General features: G+C 60.7%; 23 protein-coding genes and 1 pseudogene. 6 read left to right on the top strand and 18 right to left on the bottom strand.

All coding sequences use genetic code 11. The features are described from left to right. Positions 1–26: 26 nt before the first annotated feature. The 11 genes from BZ163_RS11275 to soxR all read right to left on the bottom strand — a co-directional run bounded on the left by BZ163_RS11275 (position 27) and on the right by soxR (position 8,781). Positions 27–929: a metal ABC transporter solute-binding protein, Zn/Mn family gene (locus tag BZ163_RS11275; RefSeq protein ID WP_128870980.1), complete on the bottom strand. Its 903-nt coding sequence runs from the start codon at positions 927–929 to the stop codon at positions 27–29. Next, the gene (locus BZ163_RS11270; RefSeq protein ID WP_003226663.1) at positions 930–1,829 is read right to left on the bottom strand and encodes a metal ABC transporter permease; all 900 of its coding nucleotides are present in this window, start codon (positions 1,827–1,829) and stop codon (positions 930–932) included. It lies immediately after the preceding gene. Beyond that, entirely contained in the window at positions 1,829–2,692 is an 864-nt protein-coding gene (locus BZ163_RS11265; protein ID WP_128870979.1) for a metal ABC transporter ATP-binding protein, read from the bottom strand. The genes BZ163_RS11270 and BZ163_RS11265 overlap by 1 nt, the downstream gene beginning before the upstream one ends. Next, complete coding sequence (locus tag BZ163_RS11260; RefSeq protein WP_128870978.1) at positions 2,689–3,615, bottom strand: metal ABC transporter substrate-binding protein; 927 nt, start codon at positions 3,613–3,615, stop codon at positions 2,689–2,691. Before BZ163_RS11260 ends, BZ163_RS11265 begins: the two co-directional genes overlap by 4 nt. 35 nt (positions 3,616–3,650) lie before the next feature. Next, complete coding sequence (locus BZ163_RS11255) at positions 3,651–4,223, bottom strand: DUF6162 family protein (protein ID WP_128870977.1); 573 nt, start codon at positions 4,221–4,223, stop codon at positions 3,651–3,653. Continuing rightward, entirely contained in the window at positions 4,220–4,549 is a 330-nt protein-coding gene (locus BZ163_RS11250) for a hypothetical protein (RefSeq protein WP_128870976.1), read from the bottom strand. The genes BZ163_RS11255 and BZ163_RS11250 overlap by 4 nt, the downstream gene beginning before the upstream one ends. After that, positions 4,546–5,088, bottom strand: a complete 543-nt coding sequence (locus BZ163_RS11245) for a thiamine pyrophosphate-binding protein (RefSeq protein ID WP_128870975.1) — start codon at positions 5,086–5,088, stop codon at positions 4,546–4,548. The genes BZ163_RS11250 and BZ163_RS11245 overlap by 4 nt, the downstream gene beginning before the upstream one ends. Further along, entirely contained in the window at positions 5,085–6,284 is a 1,200-nt protein-coding gene (locus tag BZ163_RS11240) for a PepSY domain-containing protein (RefSeq protein ID WP_128870974.1), read from the bottom strand. Before BZ163_RS11240 ends, BZ163_RS11245 begins: the two co-directional genes overlap by 4 nt. Positions 6,285–6,542: 258 nt before the next feature. Further along, positions 6,543–7,418: an alpha/beta fold hydrolase gene (locus BZ163_RS11235; protein WP_128870973.1), complete on the bottom strand. Its 876-nt coding sequence runs from the start codon at positions 7,416–7,418 to the stop codon at positions 6,543–6,545. Between the two features lie 255 nt (positions 7,419–7,673). Next, entirely contained in the window at positions 7,674–8,132 is a 459-nt protein-coding gene (locus BZ163_RS11230; protein WP_128870972.1) for a VOC family protein, read from the bottom strand. A gap of 181 nt (positions 8,133–8,313) precedes the next feature. Beyond that, complete coding sequence (gene soxR / locus BZ163_RS11225; protein ID WP_128870971.1) at positions 8,314–8,781, bottom strand: redox-sensitive transcriptional activator SoxR; 468 nt, start codon at positions 8,779–8,781, stop codon at positions 8,314–8,316. A gap of 95 nt (positions 8,782–8,876) precedes the next feature. Here soxR and BZ163_RS11220 point away from each other — a divergent pair, with 95 nt between their 5' ends. The 5 genes from BZ163_RS11220 to BZ163_RS11200 all read left to right on the top strand — a co-directional run bounded on the left by BZ163_RS11220 (position 8,877) and on the right by BZ163_RS11200 (position 13,623). Then, positions 8,877–9,242 (top strand): antibiotic biosynthesis monooxygenase, encoded by a 366-nt coding sequence (locus BZ163_RS11220; protein ID WP_128870970.1) that lies wholly within the window; start codon positions 8,877–8,879, stop codon positions 9,240–9,242. A 161-nt stretch (positions 9,243–9,403) separates the two neighbouring features. Continuing rightward, the gene (locus BZ163_RS11215; protein ID WP_128870969.1) at positions 9,404–9,673 is read left to right on the top strand and encodes a hypothetical protein; all 270 of its coding nucleotides are present in this window, start codon (positions 9,404–9,406) and stop codon (positions 9,671–9,673) included. Between the two features lie 98 nt (positions 9,674–9,771). Next, positions 9,772–10,386 carry a LysE family translocator gene (locus BZ163_RS11210; RefSeq protein WP_128870968.1) on the top strand — a complete coding sequence of 205 codons (615 nt, stop codon included), beginning with the start codon at positions 9,772–9,774 and terminating at the stop codon, positions 10,384–10,386. Positions 10,387–10,590: 204 nt separating this feature from the next. Next, a complete protein-coding gene (locus BZ163_RS11205) occupies positions 10,591–11,757 on the top strand; it encodes a cysteine desulfurase family protein (RefSeq protein ID WP_128870967.1) in 1,167 nt (388 codons plus the stop codon). Positions 11,758–11,814: 57 nt separating this feature from the next. Continuing rightward, a complete protein-coding gene (locus BZ163_RS11200; protein ID WP_128870966.1) occupies positions 11,815–13,623 on the top strand; it encodes an aminopeptidase P family protein in 1,809 nt (602 codons plus the stop codon). Here BZ163_RS11200 and BZ163_RS35545 read toward each other — a convergent pair. The 5 genes and pseudogenes from BZ163_RS35545 to BZ163_RS11175 form a co-directional block, all read right to left on the bottom strand. After that, positions 13,616–13,711 (bottom strand): annotated as a pseudogene (locus BZ163_RS35545) (LysR family transcriptional regulator); the annotation flags it as partial. The gene BZ163_RS11200 and the pseudogene BZ163_RS35545 sit on opposite strands and share 8 nt — an antisense overlap. Before the next feature lie 53 nt (positions 13,712–13,764). Beyond that, positions 13,765–14,052 (bottom strand): hypothetical protein, encoded by a 288-nt coding sequence (locus tag BZ163_RS11195; protein ID WP_128870965.1) that lies wholly within the window; start codon positions 14,050–14,052, stop codon positions 13,765–13,767. Positions 14,053–14,215: 163 nt separating this feature from the next. Beyond that, positions 14,216–14,704: a PAAR domain-containing protein gene (locus tag BZ163_RS11185; RefSeq protein ID WP_128870964.1), complete on the bottom strand. Its 489-nt coding sequence runs from the start codon at positions 14,702–14,704 to the stop codon at positions 14,216–14,218. Between the two features lie 248 nt (positions 14,705–14,952). After that, the gene (locus BZ163_RS11180) at positions 14,953–15,543 is read right to left on the bottom strand and encodes a 2-hydroxychromene-2-carboxylate isomerase (protein WP_128870963.1); all 591 of its coding nucleotides are present in this window, start codon (positions 15,541–15,543) and stop codon (positions 14,953–14,955) included. Further along, the gene (locus tag BZ163_RS11175; RefSeq protein ID WP_256578985.1) at positions 15,540–16,307 is read right to left on the bottom strand and encodes an SDR family NAD(P)-dependent oxidoreductase; all 768 of its coding nucleotides are present in this window, start codon (positions 16,305–16,307) and stop codon (positions 15,540–15,542) included. The genes BZ163_RS11180 and BZ163_RS11175 overlap by 4 nt, the downstream gene beginning before the upstream one ends. Before the next feature lie 92 nt (positions 16,308–16,399). Between BZ163_RS11175 and BZ163_RS11170 the strand changes: the two genes are divergently transcribed. Next, the gene (locus tag BZ163_RS11170) at positions 16,400–16,960 is read left to right on the top strand and encodes a TetR/AcrR family transcriptional regulator (protein WP_128870962.1); all 561 of its coding nucleotides are present in this window, start codon (positions 16,400–16,402) and stop codon (positions 16,958–16,960) included. Between the two features lie 9 nt (positions 16,961–16,969). Here the strand turns inward: BZ163_RS11170 and BZ163_RS11165 are convergent, their stop codons facing one another. Together BZ163_RS11165 and rhtA are read right to left on the bottom strand one after the other, a co-directional pair. Continuing rightward, positions 16,970–17,251, bottom strand: a complete 282-nt coding sequence (locus BZ163_RS11165) for a hypothetical protein (protein ID WP_128870961.1) — start codon at positions 17,249–17,251, stop codon at positions 16,970–16,972. A gap of 172 nt (positions 17,252–17,423) precedes the next feature. Next, complete coding sequence (rhtA, locus tag BZ163_RS11160; protein ID WP_128870960.1) at positions 17,424–18,311, bottom strand: threonine/homoserine exporter RhtA; 888 nt, start codon at positions 18,309–18,311, stop codon at positions 17,424–17,426. Between the last annotated feature and the right edge of the window lie 281 nt (positions 18,312–18,592).

Here is an 18,592-nt window from a genome sequence, read left to right as displayed (position 1 = left end):
GAAGAACGATGACGCGAATTAACTGACTATCCCCCGCTCAATCCCTTGATCACCAAATCCACATTCCCCTCCAGCTCCGCCACCGGATCCGCCGCATCCACGCTCAACACCACCAACCGACTCCCAGCCTCGGCAATCACCGCTTTCACCGCCTCTGACGGCTGTCGATGATGCAACACCACCGCCACGTCATTGTCTTTCAGCGTCGCGCCCAATGCCTTGAGCGCTTCAGGTGTCCACTCGGCATCCGGCCGCGCATCGACGCCGATCAGCTCCAGGTTGAGGCCACCGGTCAGGTAGCCGAAGTGATCACTGAGGCTCATCACACTGAGGTTGTCGGCATTGGCCAGCCGCGCTTCACTGTCTGCGCTGAACTTGAGCAGGCGCTGTTTCAGCGCCGCCAGGTTGGCCTCGATCTGCGGCCTGGCCTCCGGCGCCAGGCGTACCAGATCCGCCGCCATCACGTCCGCCATCCGCCCCATGTTATTACTGGAAAACCACGGCTGACTGTTCAACCCGTCGACCTTGTTGTCCGGCTGCACGGCGATGCCGGGCAGGGCGCCGTCCACCGGGCGGGCGGCATCGACTTCGACGATACGGATATTGCTGCGGCGGGAGATCGGGTACAGCGGATCATCCGCCCACAGCGAACGCAGACCAATCACCGCATCGGCATCGCTCGCCAATTTGGCCAGCGCCGGCGCCCCACGTCCGGTGAAGTAGGCAGTCTGACGGCTGCCAGGCAGGTTCGCCGGCGCCGCCCGTTCAAGGCTGATGTCAGTACCCTTGAGCAAGACTTCGCCCAGACCGTAAGTGATCGGCAAGGACGCCAGCACGCGCAACGGTTTGGCACCATCCGCCGCAAAGGATGTATGGACCAGCCCGCACAGGGCTATGGCCAGGCTCAATTGACGCAGAGAAAAACACATTTATCCAAGGTTCCCTTTCAGACTGGGGACAACACCACGGGCAATGGCGGCCAGGGCGAAGGCGATGCCGGCTACCAGGATGATCGCGGCGCCGGACGGAATAGGCAGGTCGAAGACAATCGGCGCGAGAATCCCGCACAGCGTGCTGACCGTGGCGATCAATACCGAACACCAGAAGAAACCCTTGAGCGACTGGCTCAGCAAGCGTGCCGCCGCCGCTGGAATCACCAGCAGGGCGCCGACCAGAATCGCGCCGATGACTTTAACCGCGGCTACGGTAATCAGGGTCACCAGAATCACGAACAGGTAATCCAGGGTTTTCACCGCCACACCGCGCACCGCCGCCAGTTGCGGGTTGAAACTGGCGAGCATGATGCGGTTGTACAACGGCAAGGCCAGCGCCATGACCAATGAACCGACGATGGCCAGCACCAGCAGGTCATTGCCGTTGACCGTCAACACCGAGCCGAACAATACGTTTTCCAGAATGTGCACGTTGATTTTGCCCGCCAGTATCAGCAGCAGACTCGCCCCCAGCGCCAGGGACACCGAGAGAAACACGCCGATCAAGGTATCCGGCGCCAGGCCGGTGCGGTTGCGCAGGTAGTTGAGCAAGATGCCGAACAACAGGCAGTAGCCGAACAGGCTGCCGTAAGGTCCGGTGTAGGGTTCTCCGAGCAGGATGCCGATGGCCACGCCGGTCAATGCCGCGTGACCCACCGCTTCGGAGAAAAACGCGAAGCGCTTGACCACCACCAGCGTGCCCAGGCCGCCCAGTACCGGGCCGATCAGCAAACCGGCGAGCAGCGCGTTGACCACAAACCCATAGGCCAGCGCCTCGGGCAGATAACCCGACGAGGCCCACCCCTGGACCATCAAGCGAAAGGCTTCGTAACTCATCAGACAGCGCTCCGTGGATGGGTGGAGAACAGGGTCAGCAAACGTTCCGGCGTCAGTGCCTGTTTCGGCGTGGCATCGAACAGCACCCGGCGATTGAGCCCGGTGACGCGATCCGCCAGGCGTCCGACCGCTTCCAGGTCATGCTCGATCCACAGCACGGTGATGCCGCTCCGGCGCCAGTCGCCGAGCAACCGTTCGAACACCTGGATGCCCGCCTCATCGAGGGCCGACATCGGTTCATCGAGTACCAGCAATTGCGGCGCCGGAATCAGCCCCTGCGCCAGCAACACGCGCTGGCGTTCGCCGCCGGACAAGGCGCCCATGCGTCGTTTGCGCTTGTTCTGCATGCCGACCCGTTCCAGTGCTTCACCGATCGCTGCCGAGTAATGCTTGCTCAAACCGAGGAACGCCGGACGCCGCTGACACATCGCCGCCATGAAGTCGTCAACGGTCATCGGCAGGCCGCGGTCAAATTCCAGTGCTTGCGGCACATAGCCGATGGTTCCGGGCGTGCCCGGCCATTGCAGGCTCAAGCGACCCTGATGCGGCATCTGCCCGAGCAGGGTCTTGATCAGCGAACTCTTGCCGCCCCCGTTGGGGCCGACCAGCGCATGCACGCTGCCGGGCTGGACCTGGAAAGTCACCTGGTCGAGGATCGTCGTGCGGCCCAGCGTCAGACTGACCTCCGCAAAATCCAGGGTCGGACCCAAACCCTGTGGGAGCGGGCTTGCTCGCGATTGCGGTGTGTCATTGGGCAATGATGTTGACTGACCCACCGCCTTCGCGAGCAAGCTCGCTCCCACAGGGGATTCGGTGTCAGTTGGTCCGGAGGGTTGTGTACTGATGGTTTCTTTAGCCGTCATGCGCCGGACTCCTGAATGGCCCGGACCACGGTATCGAGGTTGCCGGTCATTTCCTTTTCATACTTGTCAGCCGTGTATTCGCCATAGGAGATGTGCGACAGCGGGTACAACTTCACCCCGGACTCACGCTGGATGGTCTCGACGTATGTGGATGGGAAATCCATCTCCGAGAAGATCACTTTCACATCCAGCTCGCGCAACTGGTCGATGGTCTTTTTCAGCTGGCTCGGGCTCGGCTCGATGCCATGGGCCGGCTCGACCACGGCGGTCACTTCGAGGCCGAATTCGCGCAGCAGGTAGTCATACGCCGCGTGCACCGTAGCCACCCGCAGTTCGGCGTTTGGCGCCTGGGTCAGTTTGGCCAGGGCGTCGGCGCGCATCTGCCGCAGGCGTTTACCGTAGGCGCGTGCGTTCTGCGTGTAAGTCTTGGCGTTGGCCGGATCGAGCTTGCCCAGTTCCCGGGCGATGTTGTTGACCTGGGCAATCGAGGCGCTGATCGACAGGAAGGTGTGCGGGTTCACGACCTTGCCGGCGCCGCGGGCGGCGACGCCGGTGGCGGCCAGCAAAGGCACGTTTTCATTGGCTTCGATCACCGGGACGTTCGGCGTTTCGCTGGCGGCGATCATGCGGTCGGCGAAGTCGTCATGGCCGACGCCATTGAGCACGACCACGTCCAGGCCGCTGATGCGCTTGATGTCTTCGGCACGGGGCTCGTAGGCATGCGGGTTGAAACCGGCCGGAATCAGCGGCACGACTTCGGCCTTGTCGCCGACGATATTGGCGACGTAGCTGTAATAAGGGTGCAGGGTGATGCCGATGCGCAGGCGCTTGGCCTCGTCGGCACTGGCCAGGGGTGTCAGCAGGCAGGCGAGCAGGCCGACCAGCAGCAGGCGCAGCAATGAGCGTGGAGATGAACTAGGCATGGGAAAGCGGTCTTCTCTCGGGTAAAGGCGAGGGTTCAGTGCCGGTGCTGGCGCGTCACGCCGGCATCGAATTGCGCGACGATCTGCTGCCAGCCGGCGCTTTCGAGTGCGGCGTCGGAGAGGTCAGTCGGGGCCGCCAGGGTTTGGCCGGGGTTGAGCCAGATGTCCGGCGCATCGTCGTCAGCGCTCAGGCGCATCAGAAACGAACCGGCCACCGTGGGCACCTGGCTCTGACCGAAGTAGGCCTTGGCTTCAAGCAATTGCCAGGCATGACCGCCACGGCTGACGGAACTGGCATCCTGCGCAAACGGCGCGAAACCTTCATCGGCGAGGACTTCAGGGGTCGGCAGGGTTTGCTGTTCCTGGCGCAGCAGATGAATTTCGTCCAGCGTCACCCGCAGGTCGGCGTAAATGCCTTGCTCGGACGCGCTCAGGTCGCGACGGGCATCCAGTTGATGGCTGTCGACGTTACTCACTTCCTGGGATTCATGGCGCCAGGCGACCACCGAGCCGGCCACCGCCAGGATCAGCAGGCACAACAGCAATACATAAAGGGTTTCATGACCGGCTCCGGCCGGGCGGACGACGTGGGTGGTTGGCGTGCTCATGGGGCCTCGATGTCCGCTTGGTCGATCTCGACGACGTGACCGGGGCCGGCGTCGAACAGCACGTAGAACTCGGCGCCGGGCTTCTTGAAGGTCAGGGTCGAATCGGCACCGAGTTTTCCCGGCACCAGGATGGTTTCGTCATAGCCGATCACGTCCAGGGTCACGCCCGGCGCGCCGCTGCCATCGGAAAAGCCGCCGGTGCACTGGATCTGCTCGGCGTCGATGGCCTTGCACTCGCACATCGGGTTGTGGGCCAGGGCGCTGGCGCTGAAACCGGCGCAAAGCACCAGCAACGCGGCGCTCAGAGGACGGATAACAGTAATCATGGTTTGCCTCCTTGTTGGTTCAGCCAGGCGAGGGTGGCCGGGGAGGCCTGGCTCAGCGGAATGGATGCCTGATGCATGCTGCCGTCCCAGCCTTCCATGGTGATCCACAGCTCGGCGTCGGCCTTGGTCTTTTCGGGGATCGGCAGCATCGCCCCCATGCGGTACGGCGTGCCGAAGAAAATCACCCCGGCGGCGCGCAGGCTGCGTGGCTTGCCGATGCGCAGGTAAGTCGCCTTGACCTGATCGCGGCAGCTGTCGCACAACGCAGCGTTGAAGTTCTTCATGTAGCCGGCCGGGCCATCGAGTCTCGGTGCTTCATTGCGCAGCTCGGCCAGGCGCAGGCTCCAGGGCCCGACCTGAACCTCACCGATTTCCCGCTCACCCAGGCCCGTATCACCGCGAAACAGTGCGGCATCGGCGAAGTACTTGGGCATGAATCCCAGTGGCACCAGCAACAGCAGGACGTTGATGTGAAAACGCCATTTGTGCCAGAAACGGCTCAGTTTCGAGCCTGGTTTTTCTGCGGCGAACAGGCTCATTGGCTGACCTCCGTGGTTTCACGGCTGGCGGCCGCAGCAGTCTGGTTGCGCGGGGTTTTGTTGCTGCGCTTGAGGGCGTTGGCCGTGGCCAGGGCGGTGCGCTTGGTCCAGATCAGCAGGCCGCTGAGGACCATCATGCTCAGGATCAGGCCGAAGAAGAACCAGATCAGTTTGATCCAGAGGCCGCCGAAATCGCCGGTGTGCAGCGGCCGCATGGATTCGGTGACCAGCTCCAGGCCCGAGCGGTCCGACAGCAGGCGGGTCGCGCCGACGTCGCCGGTGTACGGGTTGATTTCGGCGGTCTGGAACATCAGCGGGTACCAACTGCGGCCCCCCACCGACAGGTAGCTGTAGGCATTGGCGGGCAGGCTGACGAAACTGTCTTCCAGTCCGGGAATGCTGGCCTTGGCCTGCGCAATCGCGGCTTCCAGGCTGATCATCGGCGCCGGCGCGCCATCGGCGGTCATCGGCACGCTTTCGCGCGGGACCACCAGCGCTACCGGCGCGGTGGAAATCGAAACCTGGTTATCGAACAGGAAGGCTTCGATCAGGAACCAGGTGCTGGTGACGGAAATCACCGCGATGAACCAGATCGACCAGATGCCGCTGAGGCGGTGAAAGTCGCCCCAGAAAATCCGGGCGCCTTGACGAATGCGCAGGGTCGGTCGGAAAAAGCCTTTCCAGAAACGCTTGTAGACCACCAGCCCGGTGACCAGGGACGCGAGCAACGGCAGGCTGAGGAACGACACCAGGTACCAGCCCCAGCTGTAACCGTTGGTGAACGGCACCAGCCACCAGCCATGCAGGGCGCGGGTAAAGGCCTTGAAATTGAATTGCGGGGCCGTGCCCTGGATCACGCCGCTGTACGGGTTGACGTACACCGTCACCGAGCGACCGTCGGGATAGCTGACGTCCACGTCGAGGGCGAAGTGCGATTCGTCGGGCCGACTGATGGACTCGACCAGGGTGTTGGGTTCGGCCTTCTTGATGGCGGCGATGATCTGGTCATAGCTGAGCAGCGGCGCATCGTCCGAAGGCTGGCTGGCGCGCATCTGCGGGTTGGCCAGCCAGACGATTTCCTGGCTGACCACCGCCAGGGTGCCGGTCACGCAGACGATCAGCACGAAAAACCAGATCGGCAAGGCCAGCCAGCTATGCACCAGAAACCAGAGTTTTGAGCGGGATTTCTTCGACATGATTAAAGGTCTTGTTTCGATGAGAGGGCCTCTGCTGCGGGCTTCCCAGCGTTGAGGTCGATGAAGGCCCGGCCGTGGCTTTTGTCTGCACGGCCTGACTGCATCTATATAAGACGAATGAGCATCGGAAATCCCGAAGGGGGATATGAAAGAAAATGTTTCGTGTTTCGCGAAAACTGATTTTCTTTGGAAGGGACGCCCCCGCGCCGGTGGATGATCGCCAGTGCGGGGAAGATTCAGGTCAGGGTAGTACCGAGGTCAGAGCAGGAAACCCAGCGCTTCGCTGAGCAGCAATGCAGGGGCTTCTTCAGCGAGGTAATGGCCGGCGGGCAGCGCCTTGCCGCGGACATCGGTGGCCACCTGTTGCCATTCCTTGAGCGGTTCGAAGCAGCGCCCGACCGTGCCTTCGGCGCCCCACAGCACCAGCAATGGCAGGTCCAGGTGATGGCCAGCCGCGATGTCCGCGCGGTCATGCTCGAGGTCGATGCTGGCGCTGGCGCGGTAGTCCTCGCAGATGCCGCGGGCGGCGCCCGGCAATTTCAGGCAGCGCAAATATTCGCCAAAGGCCTCGGCGGTGAAGGGTTTGAGGCCGGCGCTGCGACTGCCCATCACGCTGCGCAGATACGCGTCGGGGTCGGCTTCGATCAAGGTTTCCGGCAATGGCGCGGGGCGGATCAGGAAGAACCAGTGCCAGTAGGCGCGGGCAAAGGCTTCGTTGGTTTGAGTGTACATCGCCAGGGTGGGCGCGATGTCGAGCAGCACCATGCGGTGCACGGCGGCGGGATGATCCAGCGCCAGGCGATGGGCCACCCGGGCGCCACGGTCGTGGGCCAGGACCGAGAACTGCTCGAAGCCCAGGGACTTCATCAGCTCCACATTGTCCTTGGCCATTTCGCGTTTGCAATAGTGGCTGTGTCCGTCAACGGCCGGTGGTTTGCTGCTGTCGCCATAACCGCGCAGGTCGGCGGCGATCACCGTGAAGTGCTCGGCCAGTTGTTCGGCGACCTTGTGCCAGATGACGTGGGTCTGCGGGTGGCCATGCAACAGCAGCAGGCCCGGCCCGCTGCCGCCGATGCGGTAGGCAATGTCCACACCGTTGACGTGGCGCTGGTCTTTCAGGAATCCGGCAAACATGGGATGGCTCCTTGTTGTAGTGGCCTGCATCCTGAAATTGTTGGTGCGCCAGGACAAGGCGCAAAGTGTGGTGCGATTGTTCATGAAGTGTGTTCAAGGGGATATGCAGTGTTGGTGATGGCCCCATCGCGGGCAAGCCACGCTCCCACAGGTTTTTTGTCGTTCTTGATAATTGCGAACGACACAAAACCTGTGGGAGCGACGGTGCGACGATTCGACTTGCTCGCGAAGAGGCCCGCCCAGTCACCGAAGATTTCAGCCCTGCTGGAACATCTCCTTGGCCCGCTGCTCAATCTGCTCCTGAGTCAGGTCCTCCTTGTGCGTAGCCAGGAACCACAAATGCCCATAGGGATCCTTCAAGGTTCCCGAACGGTCGCCGTAAAACTGATCCTTGACCTCGGACACCACCGTGCCGCCTGCCGCAATCGCTTGTTTAAAGGACGCATCCACATCGTTCACGTACAGATGCAGCCCCACGGAAGGCGAGGTGTCCGGATTGCTCAGCGGCCCCTGATCGCAAGGCGTGCCCAGCATGATCGGGCAATCGCCAATACGCAGTTCGGCGTGGCCGATGCCACCATCCGGCATGGACAGGCGCATGACTTCGGTGGCGCCAAAGGCTTTCTCGTAGAACTCGATGGCTTCGGCAGCTTTTTGAATGCCCAGATACGGGGTAATGCTGTGATAGCCCTCTGGGATGGGTTTGACGCTCATGACGGTTCTCCCTTTTTGTTGTGAGTTGACGAGGTTTCGTCGGTCTGCAGCCGAACCAGTGTAGGAGATGTCGAAGATTCGGGCCGCGTTCGGACGATCTCTTGATTTTGATCTTCAACCGTCGTCAAGTTCCCAAAAAATCGCAGCTGCGGCGGCGCCCAAGCCCGCGATGGCCGCACCGCTATTTGGAACCTGGCCCCGACTCCAGGAGCTGCGCCCCAGGACCCTGTTCCCCCAACACATCACCGAAATTACGCAACGGACACGCCTCCATCGACAAACACCCACACCCTATGCAGCCGTTCAGCTTGTCCCGCAGCAAGGTCAGTTGATTGATCCGCTCATCCAGATCCCGACTCCATTGTGCCGACAATTGCTTCCAGTCCGCCGCCGTCGGCGCCCGGCTGTCCGGCAGGGACTTCAAGGCCTGGCCGATCTCCGTCAACGGAATCCCCAGCCGCTGCGCCACTTTGATCAACGCCACTCGCCGCAATACTTCCCGTGGAAAACGCCGCTGGTTGCCCTGATTGCGATTGCTTTTGATCAACCCCCTGGATTCATAAAAGTGCAGGGCGGTGACGGCCACGCCGCTGCGCGCCGCCACTTGGCCAACTGTGAGTTCTTTATGCAGGTTTTCCGAGCTGATCATTTAAAAAATGCCCCTTGACCTCTAGTTAACTAGAGGTTTTACCCTGCAGGCCTTCGGATCGCAAGATCCGTCTTACAGGTGAGTGGGGACTATTCATGCAGGCGCCAGAGAAAAATCGCAGCTTTACCCAACTGATCGAATTCGAGATCGAACCCCATCAGCAACCGGCACTGGTCTCGGCGCTGTCGGCCCAAACCGAGCGCCTGGCCCAGTGTTACTCAGGGTTTCTGAGCGCCAGTATCCAGGCCAGCGACGACGGTCGGCGGGTGCTCAATTATCTGCAATGGCAATCCCGCGAGGCCGGGGAAGCCGCGTTTCAGGGGTTTGAAAGCGGCGAACAGGATTTCTGGCAGCTGATACGTGCCCATCAGGCAAAAGCCGTGACGTTCGGCTCGTTCCAGGTTCTGCACAGCCTGGAGCGCAGCCACGACAATGCGCTGCACTGCAATCTGGTGGGTTAGATCGAGCGCAAATTTCCGAATGTCGACGGATATGTCGACGGACCCGTACAGCTGCGTTAGCCAAATTCAATACCCACTATCGAGAGCGTTGATTTCTGTCCATCCAACGGCGCGAGTAGCCTGGGTTCATTGCCCGAACCCAGTTGTCAGGACGCCAGACCATGAAACATCTACTCGCCACTTTTCTGCTGCTCGCCGCCACCGTTCTCGCCGGATGTGCCAGTCACGGTTCCCCGGAACTGCGGCCCTACACCGCTGAAGAAAGCAAGGAACTGGCGCTGGAAGCATTGAATCGTCGAGGCTTGTCCTTCGATGAATACCACGCAAAAAAAGCCGAACTGCTCGGTGAGCCGCAGAAGTCGTTCAGCTTCGACAAACAAGGCGTAATGAGCGCAGAGCGTGCAGTACAACTTCACGGTCGACCAAGTTGAGCGACTGTACTGCTCGAAGTTTCACCCAACTGTCCGTGGGTTTCGCGCAAGGGGTGCGATAGGGTCAATACCTGACTGACGCTGATGGACTGCCACCGATGACGCTCTCGCTCGATCTGCTGCTGGGTTTCGCCCTGTTTGCCTTGGTTACATCGATCACCCCAGGCCCGAACAACACCATGTTGCTGGCATCGGGCGTGAACTTCGGCTTTAACCGGACCATCCCCCATATGCTTGGCATCACCTGCGGTTTCTTCGTATTGGTCGTGGCCGTGGGGTTCGGCCTGGGCGCGGTGTTTCAAACCTATCCATTGCTCTACACCGTGTTGCGCTACATCGGGGCAGCGTATTTGCTGTACCTGGCGTGGAAAATCGCGCATTCCGGACCCGTCTCGGACGCCGGGCAGAGCGACGCCAAGCCGATCAGCTACCTGGGTGCGGCGGCGTTTCAATGGGTCAACCCCAAGGCCTGGATCATGGCGATCGGTGCCATCAGCACGTACACACCCCTGCAGGGCTATTTCACCAATGTAATCGTGATTGCCGCGGTCTTTGCCCTGATCAACTTGCCGAGCGTCGGTGTCTGGGCCGCTTGCGGCACGCTATTGCGCAACGTGCTGAAGGATCGCCGCTGGTTGCGCCTGTTCAATTGGGGCATGGCCGCGCTGCTGGTGGCTTCGCTGTATCCGATATTGCTCGAAAGCTTTCACTGACGCATTGCTTCAACCGGTTGCCCGATGCCTGTTAAGCTCGACTTCAGGAGCGTTCCAACGCACTTTTAAATGAAGTTGTTCTTCTTTAACGGCCTCCGATCAGGTATTTCTAAGGTTCCGGACGATCGGCGCAGCTCACGAGGCTGCGCCTTGACCCGTCGGTAACGAGCTTCCTGATCCCGGAACACGCTCTGCGAGTCTTCTATGAATAAACGTCCACTGTATTTCGACTACGCCGCCACCACGCCGGTGGATGAGCGGGTCATCCAGGTCATGATCGAATGTCTGGGTTTCAACGGCAATTTCGGCAACCCGGCCTCCAGCTCCCATGCGTTCGGCCAGCAGGCCCGGCAATCGGTCGAGCAGGCACGGCATCAGGTGGCGGAGCTGGTCGGTGCCCAAGCGGCGCAGATCGTCTGGACCTCCGGCGCCACCGAATCGAACAATCTTGCCCTCAAGGGCGTGGCCCAGGCGCGCGGCGTTGGCGGTGGCCACATCATTACCAGCCAGATCGAACACAAGGCGATCCTCGATACGGCGAAACAATTGCAGGACGCCGGTGTTGCCGTGACGTATCTGGTGCCTGACGCCGAAGGCCTGATTACCCCGCAAGCCGTCAGCGAAGCGATGCGCGAGGACACCTTCCTGGTCTCGCTGATGCTGGTCAACAATGAACTGGGCACCGTCACTGACATACCGGCCATTGGCCGTGTAGTGCGCGATCGCGATGCGTTGTTCCATGTCGACGCGGCTCAGGGCGCGGGCAAGGTGGCAATCGACCTGGCCGAATGGCCGGTGGACCTGATGTCGTTTTCCGCCCACAAGATTTATGGCCCCAAGGGCATCGGCGCATTGTACGTCGGCCCGCGCGCGCAGCCGCGCTTGCAGGCGCAGATCCACGGCGGCGGTCACGAAGGTGGCTTGCGTTCCGGAACGCTGGCGACTCACCAGATAGCGGCCATGGGCGCAGCCTTCGCGTTGGCGGGGCAATTGTTCGAGGATGAGAAAGCCGTGATCGAGCATCTGCATGAACGCCTGCTCGAGCCGCTGCTGGGCATTCCTGGCGTTCGCCTCAATGGCAGCCCGACCCGGCGCATTCCCCATACCCTGAGCCTGACCTTCAACGAAGGCGAGTTCAGCGCTGCGGCGTTGAGCGCCTCGATCGCCTTTTCCGCGACCTCGGCCTGTAACTCCGCCAGCAACGCGCCCTCCCATGTGCTGCTGGCCGTGGGACACGACGCCCGCTCGGCGAGCCGTACCATTCGCTTGAGCCTGGGACGTTTCACCACCGAGCAGGATGTCGATCAAGCGGTACACCTGATCAAATCGGCCTGCACCAGTGCTCCGGCATTCTGGGCGACAGGGCCATAAAGCGCCGGCTTCGATCGGCACTCAACAATAATGATGCAGTGGTTAGCAGGAGACACGATGAGTACGCAGCCTTCGATCAATGGATCGGTGCCCGAGCGCCTGGCGCACACCCGCGAGCTGATGAGCCGGGAGGGCATTCACGCTCTGCTGGTGCCGTCGGCCGACCCGCACCTGTCGGAATACCTGCCGGGCTATTGGCAAGGGCGGCAATGGCTGTCGGGCTTTCATGGCTCGGTCGGCACGCTGATCGTGACCCGGGACTTTGCCGGCGTCTGGGCTGACAGCCGTTACTGGGAGCAAGCGGGCAAGGAACTCCAGGGCAGCGGGATCGAACTGGTCAAGCTGCAACCGGGGCAACCCGGCCCATTGGACTGGCTGGCCGAGCAAACCCCTGAAGGCGGCGTCGTTGCGGTGGATGGTGCCGTGATGGCCCTGGCTTCGGCGCGTACCCTGGGCGGCAAGCTCGAAGAGCGCGGCGCACGCCTGCGGACCGACATCGACCTGTTGAGCGAAGTCTGGAGCGACCGCCCGAGCCTGCCGAACGAGCCGATCTATCAACACTTGCCGCCGCAGGCGACTGTCAGCCGCGGCGAGAAGCTCGCCAAGCTGCGCGAAGTATTGAAGGCGCGCGGTGCCGACTGGCATTTCATCGCCACCCTCGATGACATCGCCTGGCTGTTCAACCTGCGCGGCGGCGACGTGTCGTTCAACCCGGTGTTCGTCTCCTTCGCCTTGATCAGCCAGCAGCAGGCCACTTTGTTCATTGCCCTGAGCAAGGTCGATAGCGAATTGCGCGCAGTCCTCGAACAGGACGGCGTGACCCTGCGCGATTACAGCGAAGTGGCCGACGCCTTGCGTGCCGTGCCGAGCGGCGCCAGCCTGCAAGTTGATCCGGCGCGGGTGACGGCGGGTCTGCTGGAAAACCTGAACAGCGGCGTGAAGCTGGTCGAGGGCCTGAACCCGACGACATTGGCCAAGTCGCAGAAAAGCCTGGCCGATGCCGGGCACATTCGTCAGGCCATGGAGCAGGACGGCGCGGCATTGTGCGAATTCTTCGCCTGGCTGGAGTCGGCATGGGGCCGTGAGCGCATCACCGAACTGACCATCGACGAACACCTGACGGCCGCGCGTACCCGACGCCCGGGTTATGTGTCCCTGAGCTTCAACACCATTGCCGCGTTCAACGCCAATGGCGCGATGCCGCATTACCACGCCACCGAAGAAGAGCACGCGGTGATCGAGGGCGACGGCCTGTTGCTGATCGACTCCGGCGGCCAATACCTGGGCGGCACCACCGACATCACGCGGATGGTCCCGGTCGGTACGCCGACGGATGAGCAGAAACGCGATTGCACGCGGGTACTCAAAGGCGTGATTGCCTTGTCCCGGGCCCAATTCCCGAAAGGCATCCTGTCGCCCTTGCTGGATGCCATCGCTCGCGCGCCGATCTGGGCCGACAGCGTCGACTACGGTCACGGCACCGGTCATGGCGTCGGCTACTTTCTCAACGTGCACGAGGGACCGCAGGTCATCGCCTATCAAGCGGCAGCCGCGCCGCAAACGGCCATGCAGCCAGGCATGATCACGTCCATCGAACCGGGCACTTACCGTCCGGGCCGCTGGGGCGTACGGATCGAGAACCTGGTATTGAACCGCGAGGCGGGCAAGAGCGAATTCGGCGAATTCCTCAAATTCGAAACCCTGACCCTGTGCCCGATCGACACTCGCTGCCTGGAGCCGTCGCTGCTGACCGAAGATGAAAAACAGTGGTTCAACGCTTACCACGCCGAGGTGCGCGAACGCCTGAGCCCGCTGCTCGACGGCGCAGCCCTGGCGTGGTTGAACTCCCGAACCGCGGCTATCTGATCGGCATGAGTTCAGGCGCTGTCGCCAGCGCCTGGCTCATATAGTCGATTAAGGCTTTGACCCTGGCGGATTGGCGACGATTCGCCAGTGGAACGCTCCATATCAGATAAGGCTGACAGTGCTTCTGATGCTCGACAGAACTTACCGTTGTTTGCAAACCTCCAGCTCGTCCTGAGTTTTCAAGTCAGTAGTGACACCCAGGCGGTATTTGCAGTAGTTGATCACCGCTTGCCGCTCTTGATTGCTTAATTGGCTAAGCGGCTTATCGTCCGCATCGTTGGCGAAAAGATGTCGAAACTTAACTTGAAAGGTTGGTGATTGTTTGATGAAGACGACACTGCGCGTCTCAGCATCCTCCAGCACCTCGTAATACCCGACGAAGAGTGCAGTCAGTAGGGTTAGTGCAATGATGAAGAGCGACTTTTTCATGCCCGAGGATTTGGAGGGGCAAGTAGGTCGGTCCGGGTACGAATGGCTTTGACCAGATCCATACCGATATTTCCAGGGCATATCTTGCCCTCAGCCGTCTGGCCAGGGTATTCACGATGCCCGCCAAAGTTCTTGATGAAGAAAACGCTCTTGAGGGCCTCAATCAAGTTGAGCAATCCTTCGTTTCACGTCCATCCACTACAGCGATGAATTTGCGATTGGCTAACGGCTGACCGGTTTCACTGTCTGTTATGGCAAAAGCTTGGGCAAACCTTTTCACGAAATGATGGGAGGCCGTATGCGTGGAGGTGGCGGGAGCCAGATCGACAACCGATGAACTGCTTGAACTAAAGCTGGTATCGGACCGCTTCGCGACAGGTGCAATCAGACGGTTGCTGCCCGGGGGGCAGTCGCAGCGGACTACCGCACCGTCCAATACGGTCGGAACACCATGCCATTTCATGGCGGGTAGGCTGTCGATGATGACGCCGGTTTTTCCGCATTTTTTACAAGGAGAAGTTGTATCCCCGAGGCGCAATACCCCTCGTCCCCCTTGTGCCGCATTGTGCAAGCTGCTGACGCATACCGCTCCAGTGGTCGTCAGGTCACCATGCAACCCTTGTCCTAATCCGTTTACAGTTCCACGTCCCATTGTTCAGCCCTCCATAGGCGGCAGGAAATCCTCCGCTATTCAATGACTCGTATCGACTCGCTAGTGAGCTGGAATCGAGCGAAGTAACCGACCAAAGTTTCAGGACAGGGGCGCTGAGAGTAAATAGGACGTTTCTGAATATGGTGTCAGAAGTGTTCGTCCTCGAGTACGGATCACAAGTACCGGATTGAGGCCGCCCATAAGCCGCTGGGTTCTGGTGCTGCTCAAGGGCGGTTGGTCGCGGAAATTTAACTCAGGGCTTCAAGCACGAACTCCAGCCGATCCTGGCCAAAGAACAACTCGTCACCGACAAACATGCTCGGTGCGCCGAATACACCCCGTTGCACCGCTTTCTCGGTGTTGGCCTTGAGTGCGGCTTTGACTTGCTCATCGCCGGTCAGGGCCAGCACTTCCTCCGGATCGAAGCCGTGCTGTGTCAGCACCGACGCGACCGTCGCCAGGTCATCGAGGCTGCGGCCTTCGACCCAGAGGGCGTGGAACAGGCAGTCGATGAACGCCTGAAAGCGTTCCGGTTGGCGCAACTGCATGCCCGTGACGGCGCGCATGAGCATCAGGGTATTGATGGGAAAGTGCGGGTTGAACTTCAGTGGCACACCGTAGCGCCGGGCATAGCGGTCCAGGTCTTGAAACATGTAGCGGCCCTTGGCCGGGATGGTCGCCGGGGAGGCGTTGCCGGTGGCTTTGAACACGCCACCCAGCAGGATCGGAATGTAGATCAGGCGACTGTCGGTCTGCGCGCAGATCTTTGGCAGTTGGGTATAAGCCAGGTAGGTCGCGGGGCTGCCGAGGTCGAAAAAGAACTCCAGGGTTTTGCTCATGGTCGATGCGCTCTGCTTATTGTTATAGGGGAGGGCTTACCAACGTTCATTCCACGGACGCAGGTCCAGTTCGAAGGTCCAGGCGTCCCGGGGCTGGCTGTGCAGGTACCAATAGTTCTCGGCGATGTGCTCGGGGTTGAGGATGCCATCCTGCGCCTTGGTCGCGTACTTCTCCGGAAAGCTGTCACGGATGAAGTCCGTATCGATGGCGCCTCGGCGACGACATGGGCTACGTGAATATTCATCGGGCCCAGCTCCCGGGCCATGCTTTGGGCCAGCGCGCGAATCCCGTGTTTGGCGCCGGCAAAGGCCGCAAACCCCGCCGCACCGCGCAAGCCGGCGGTGGCGCCGGTGAACAGGATGGTGCCGCGTTGACGCTTGGCCATGCGCTTGGCCACTTCACGGCCATTGAGAAATCCTGAGAAGCAGGCCATTTCCCAGATTTTGAAATACTTGCGGGCGGTTTCTTCGAGAATGCTGCACGGCACATTGGCGCCGATGTTGAAGACGAACGCTTCGATAGGCCCGATCTCGGATTCGATCTGTTCGACCAGCGCAATCACCTCTTCTTCCTTGCGCGCATCGCAGGCGAATCCGTGGGCTTGTGCGCCGCTGGCCTGGATGGCCTCCACCAGTGGCTGGAGTTTGTCCGCGCTGCGCCGAGTAACGCAGGCCACAAAACCTTCCCGGGCAAAACGCTTGGCGATGGCGCCGCCGGTGGCATCCCCTGCGCCGACCACCAGTACGACCTTCTTATTGTTCATGGGCAGATCCCTTTTGGTAAACGATCGTTAACTAAACGAACGTTATGCTACGATTCGGCAGGCGTCAAGGCGATCAACTCTGAGGGCAGGCAATGCGTTACTCGGTCAGTCACAAGCAGGAAACCAAGGAGAAGCTGCTGCAAAGCAGTGCGGAGTCGGCCAAGCAATCCGGTTTTGCAACGGTAGGAGTCGACGGCTTGATGAAAGCGATCGGCTTGAGTGGCGGGGCTTTTTACAGCCACTTTTCGTCCAAGGATGAACTGTTCGCGTCAATCGTCGAGCGCGAGTTGAGCCAAAGTCTGGCTCGGCTGGGGGCTGATCAGGACCTGGCCAAGCTTGAGCGTTGCCTCAAGCTTTACCTGACCATGGCCCATGTCGAGCATCCGGGATCCGGCTGTGCGTTGCCGGCCCTGGGCGCGGAGATTGCCCGTTCGGACATCATGATTCGCCAGCAGGCGGAGCATTGGATTTGTCGGCTGCAGGAGAGTTGGGCGCAGGTCCTGGAGAGTGACAGCCTGGCCTGGGCGATACTGGCGCAATGCATCGGTGCGTTGGTCGTGGCGCGGATGTTGGCCACTCCAGACCTGCAGCGCAAGGTGCTGAAGTCCAGTCATGAAGAGATCTGCCGCCAGATCGCAGGCCCGCGAACCTGACCAGGCGGCCTATTTGCAGATGACGATCATGCTGCGGCTGGTGTAGCCGGCAGGATTGAGACCAAATGGATAGTCGCCAGGTTCTTCCACCGAGTCCCCCGACTTGGCGATAACCTTGTAACCCTTGGGCGCACATGAGTTGGCAGCGCTGGTGTAGCACTTGTCCCAGGAGGACGACAGTCCGGAACAGTTTATATGCAGTCCTTTCTTGCCATGTTTGATCGTGGGTTTCGACGTCGCCGCGCAGCCCGCAACCGCCAGCACGGCGATCAGTATCAAAATTCGTTTCATTACTGTCCTTATAGCGTCCCCGGATCTTGATGCCCGGGTCTTGCCGTATTCGCTTTCGCTGGAAGCGTCTCCGATGTCCCTATCTATGAATATCCATGTCTGGCACCGCGTTGCGGGTCTAAACATGGCCTAATTGCGCGATAAATACCAGACCCTCTTAAAAAAACTGATGTCAATCCGCCACGATGGCGGGCTTGGCGGCGTTGCCCATGGTCATGGTCGCACCGACGGACGCCAGAATGATGCACAGGATAGCCATCCATTGTGACAGCGAGAGGTATTCCTGGAGGAACAACAGGCCGGACAATGCGCCGAACGCAGGTTCAATGCTCATCAGCGTGCCAAAGGTCCGGGCCGGCATGCGGGTGAGGGCGACCATCTCCAATGTGTAGGGCACTGCGGTGGACAGCAGGGCGACACCAATGGCGATGGGGATCAGCGACGGAGTCAGCAGGGCGGCGCCCGCGTGGACGATGCCGATCGGGGCGACGAACAATGCGGCAATCATCACCCCCAGTGCTGCGGTCTGCACGCCATTGTCGTTACCGGCTTTTTGCCCGAACAGGATATACACCGCCCAGCAGACACCCGCCCCCAAGGCATATCCGGCACCTGCCAGGTCGATACTGGCGGAGGCGGCGCCAGTCGGTATCAACAGCATCAGGCCGACGGCAGCCAGGGCGATCCACACGAAATCGATGGCCCGTCGCGAGGCATAGATGGCAACCGCCAGGGGGCCGGTGAACTCCAGTGCCACTGCTATGCCCAGGGGCACGGTGCGCAAGGACATATAGAAGAGGAGGTTCATGCCGCCCAGCGCCATCCCGTAGACAATCACTGTGCGCAGGGATTTCGCCGTGAGCGTTGCCCGCCATGGGCGCAGTATCAGCAGCATGATCACGCTGGCAAAAACCAGGCGCAGGGCAGTGGTCCCTTGAGCGCCCACAACGGGAAACATGCTTTTGGCCAGGGAGGCTCCAGACTGGATCGATGCCATGGCTATTAATAGCAGGCCCACCGAGTACAGGGTCGAGGCAAGGCTGCGGGGCTGGTCATTCATGGTGTGGCATCGTCCGAAGTAGGAAACGAGAGTGTAGTGCTGATTGTTGGGCAATATACTGCGCATTCATTGCCGGCGCGTCTATATATAAGCGGTGTTTTTGCAGATCTTGATAGAAAAGCGTAATCAGGGCTTGACGGCAGATTCTGTAAGCCTATAATTCGCCCCACTTCCGGCGCAGTCGAAACGGAAAACTCCTTGGTAAACAAAGAGTTACGCAGTTTTCGACAGTGAGTTGCTTCAGTTCATCGAAGCCCAGAAGGAGTTGATCAGGCAGTGTG

Source organism: Pseudomonas sp. VI4.1, assembly GCF_002029345.1.
GTDB lineage: Bacteria > Pseudomonadota > Gammaproteobacteria > Pseudomonadales > Pseudomonadaceae > Aquipseudomonas.
The sequence above is the reverse complement of the archived record's forward strand: the minus strand, read 5'-3'. Positions and strand labels throughout refer to the sequence as shown.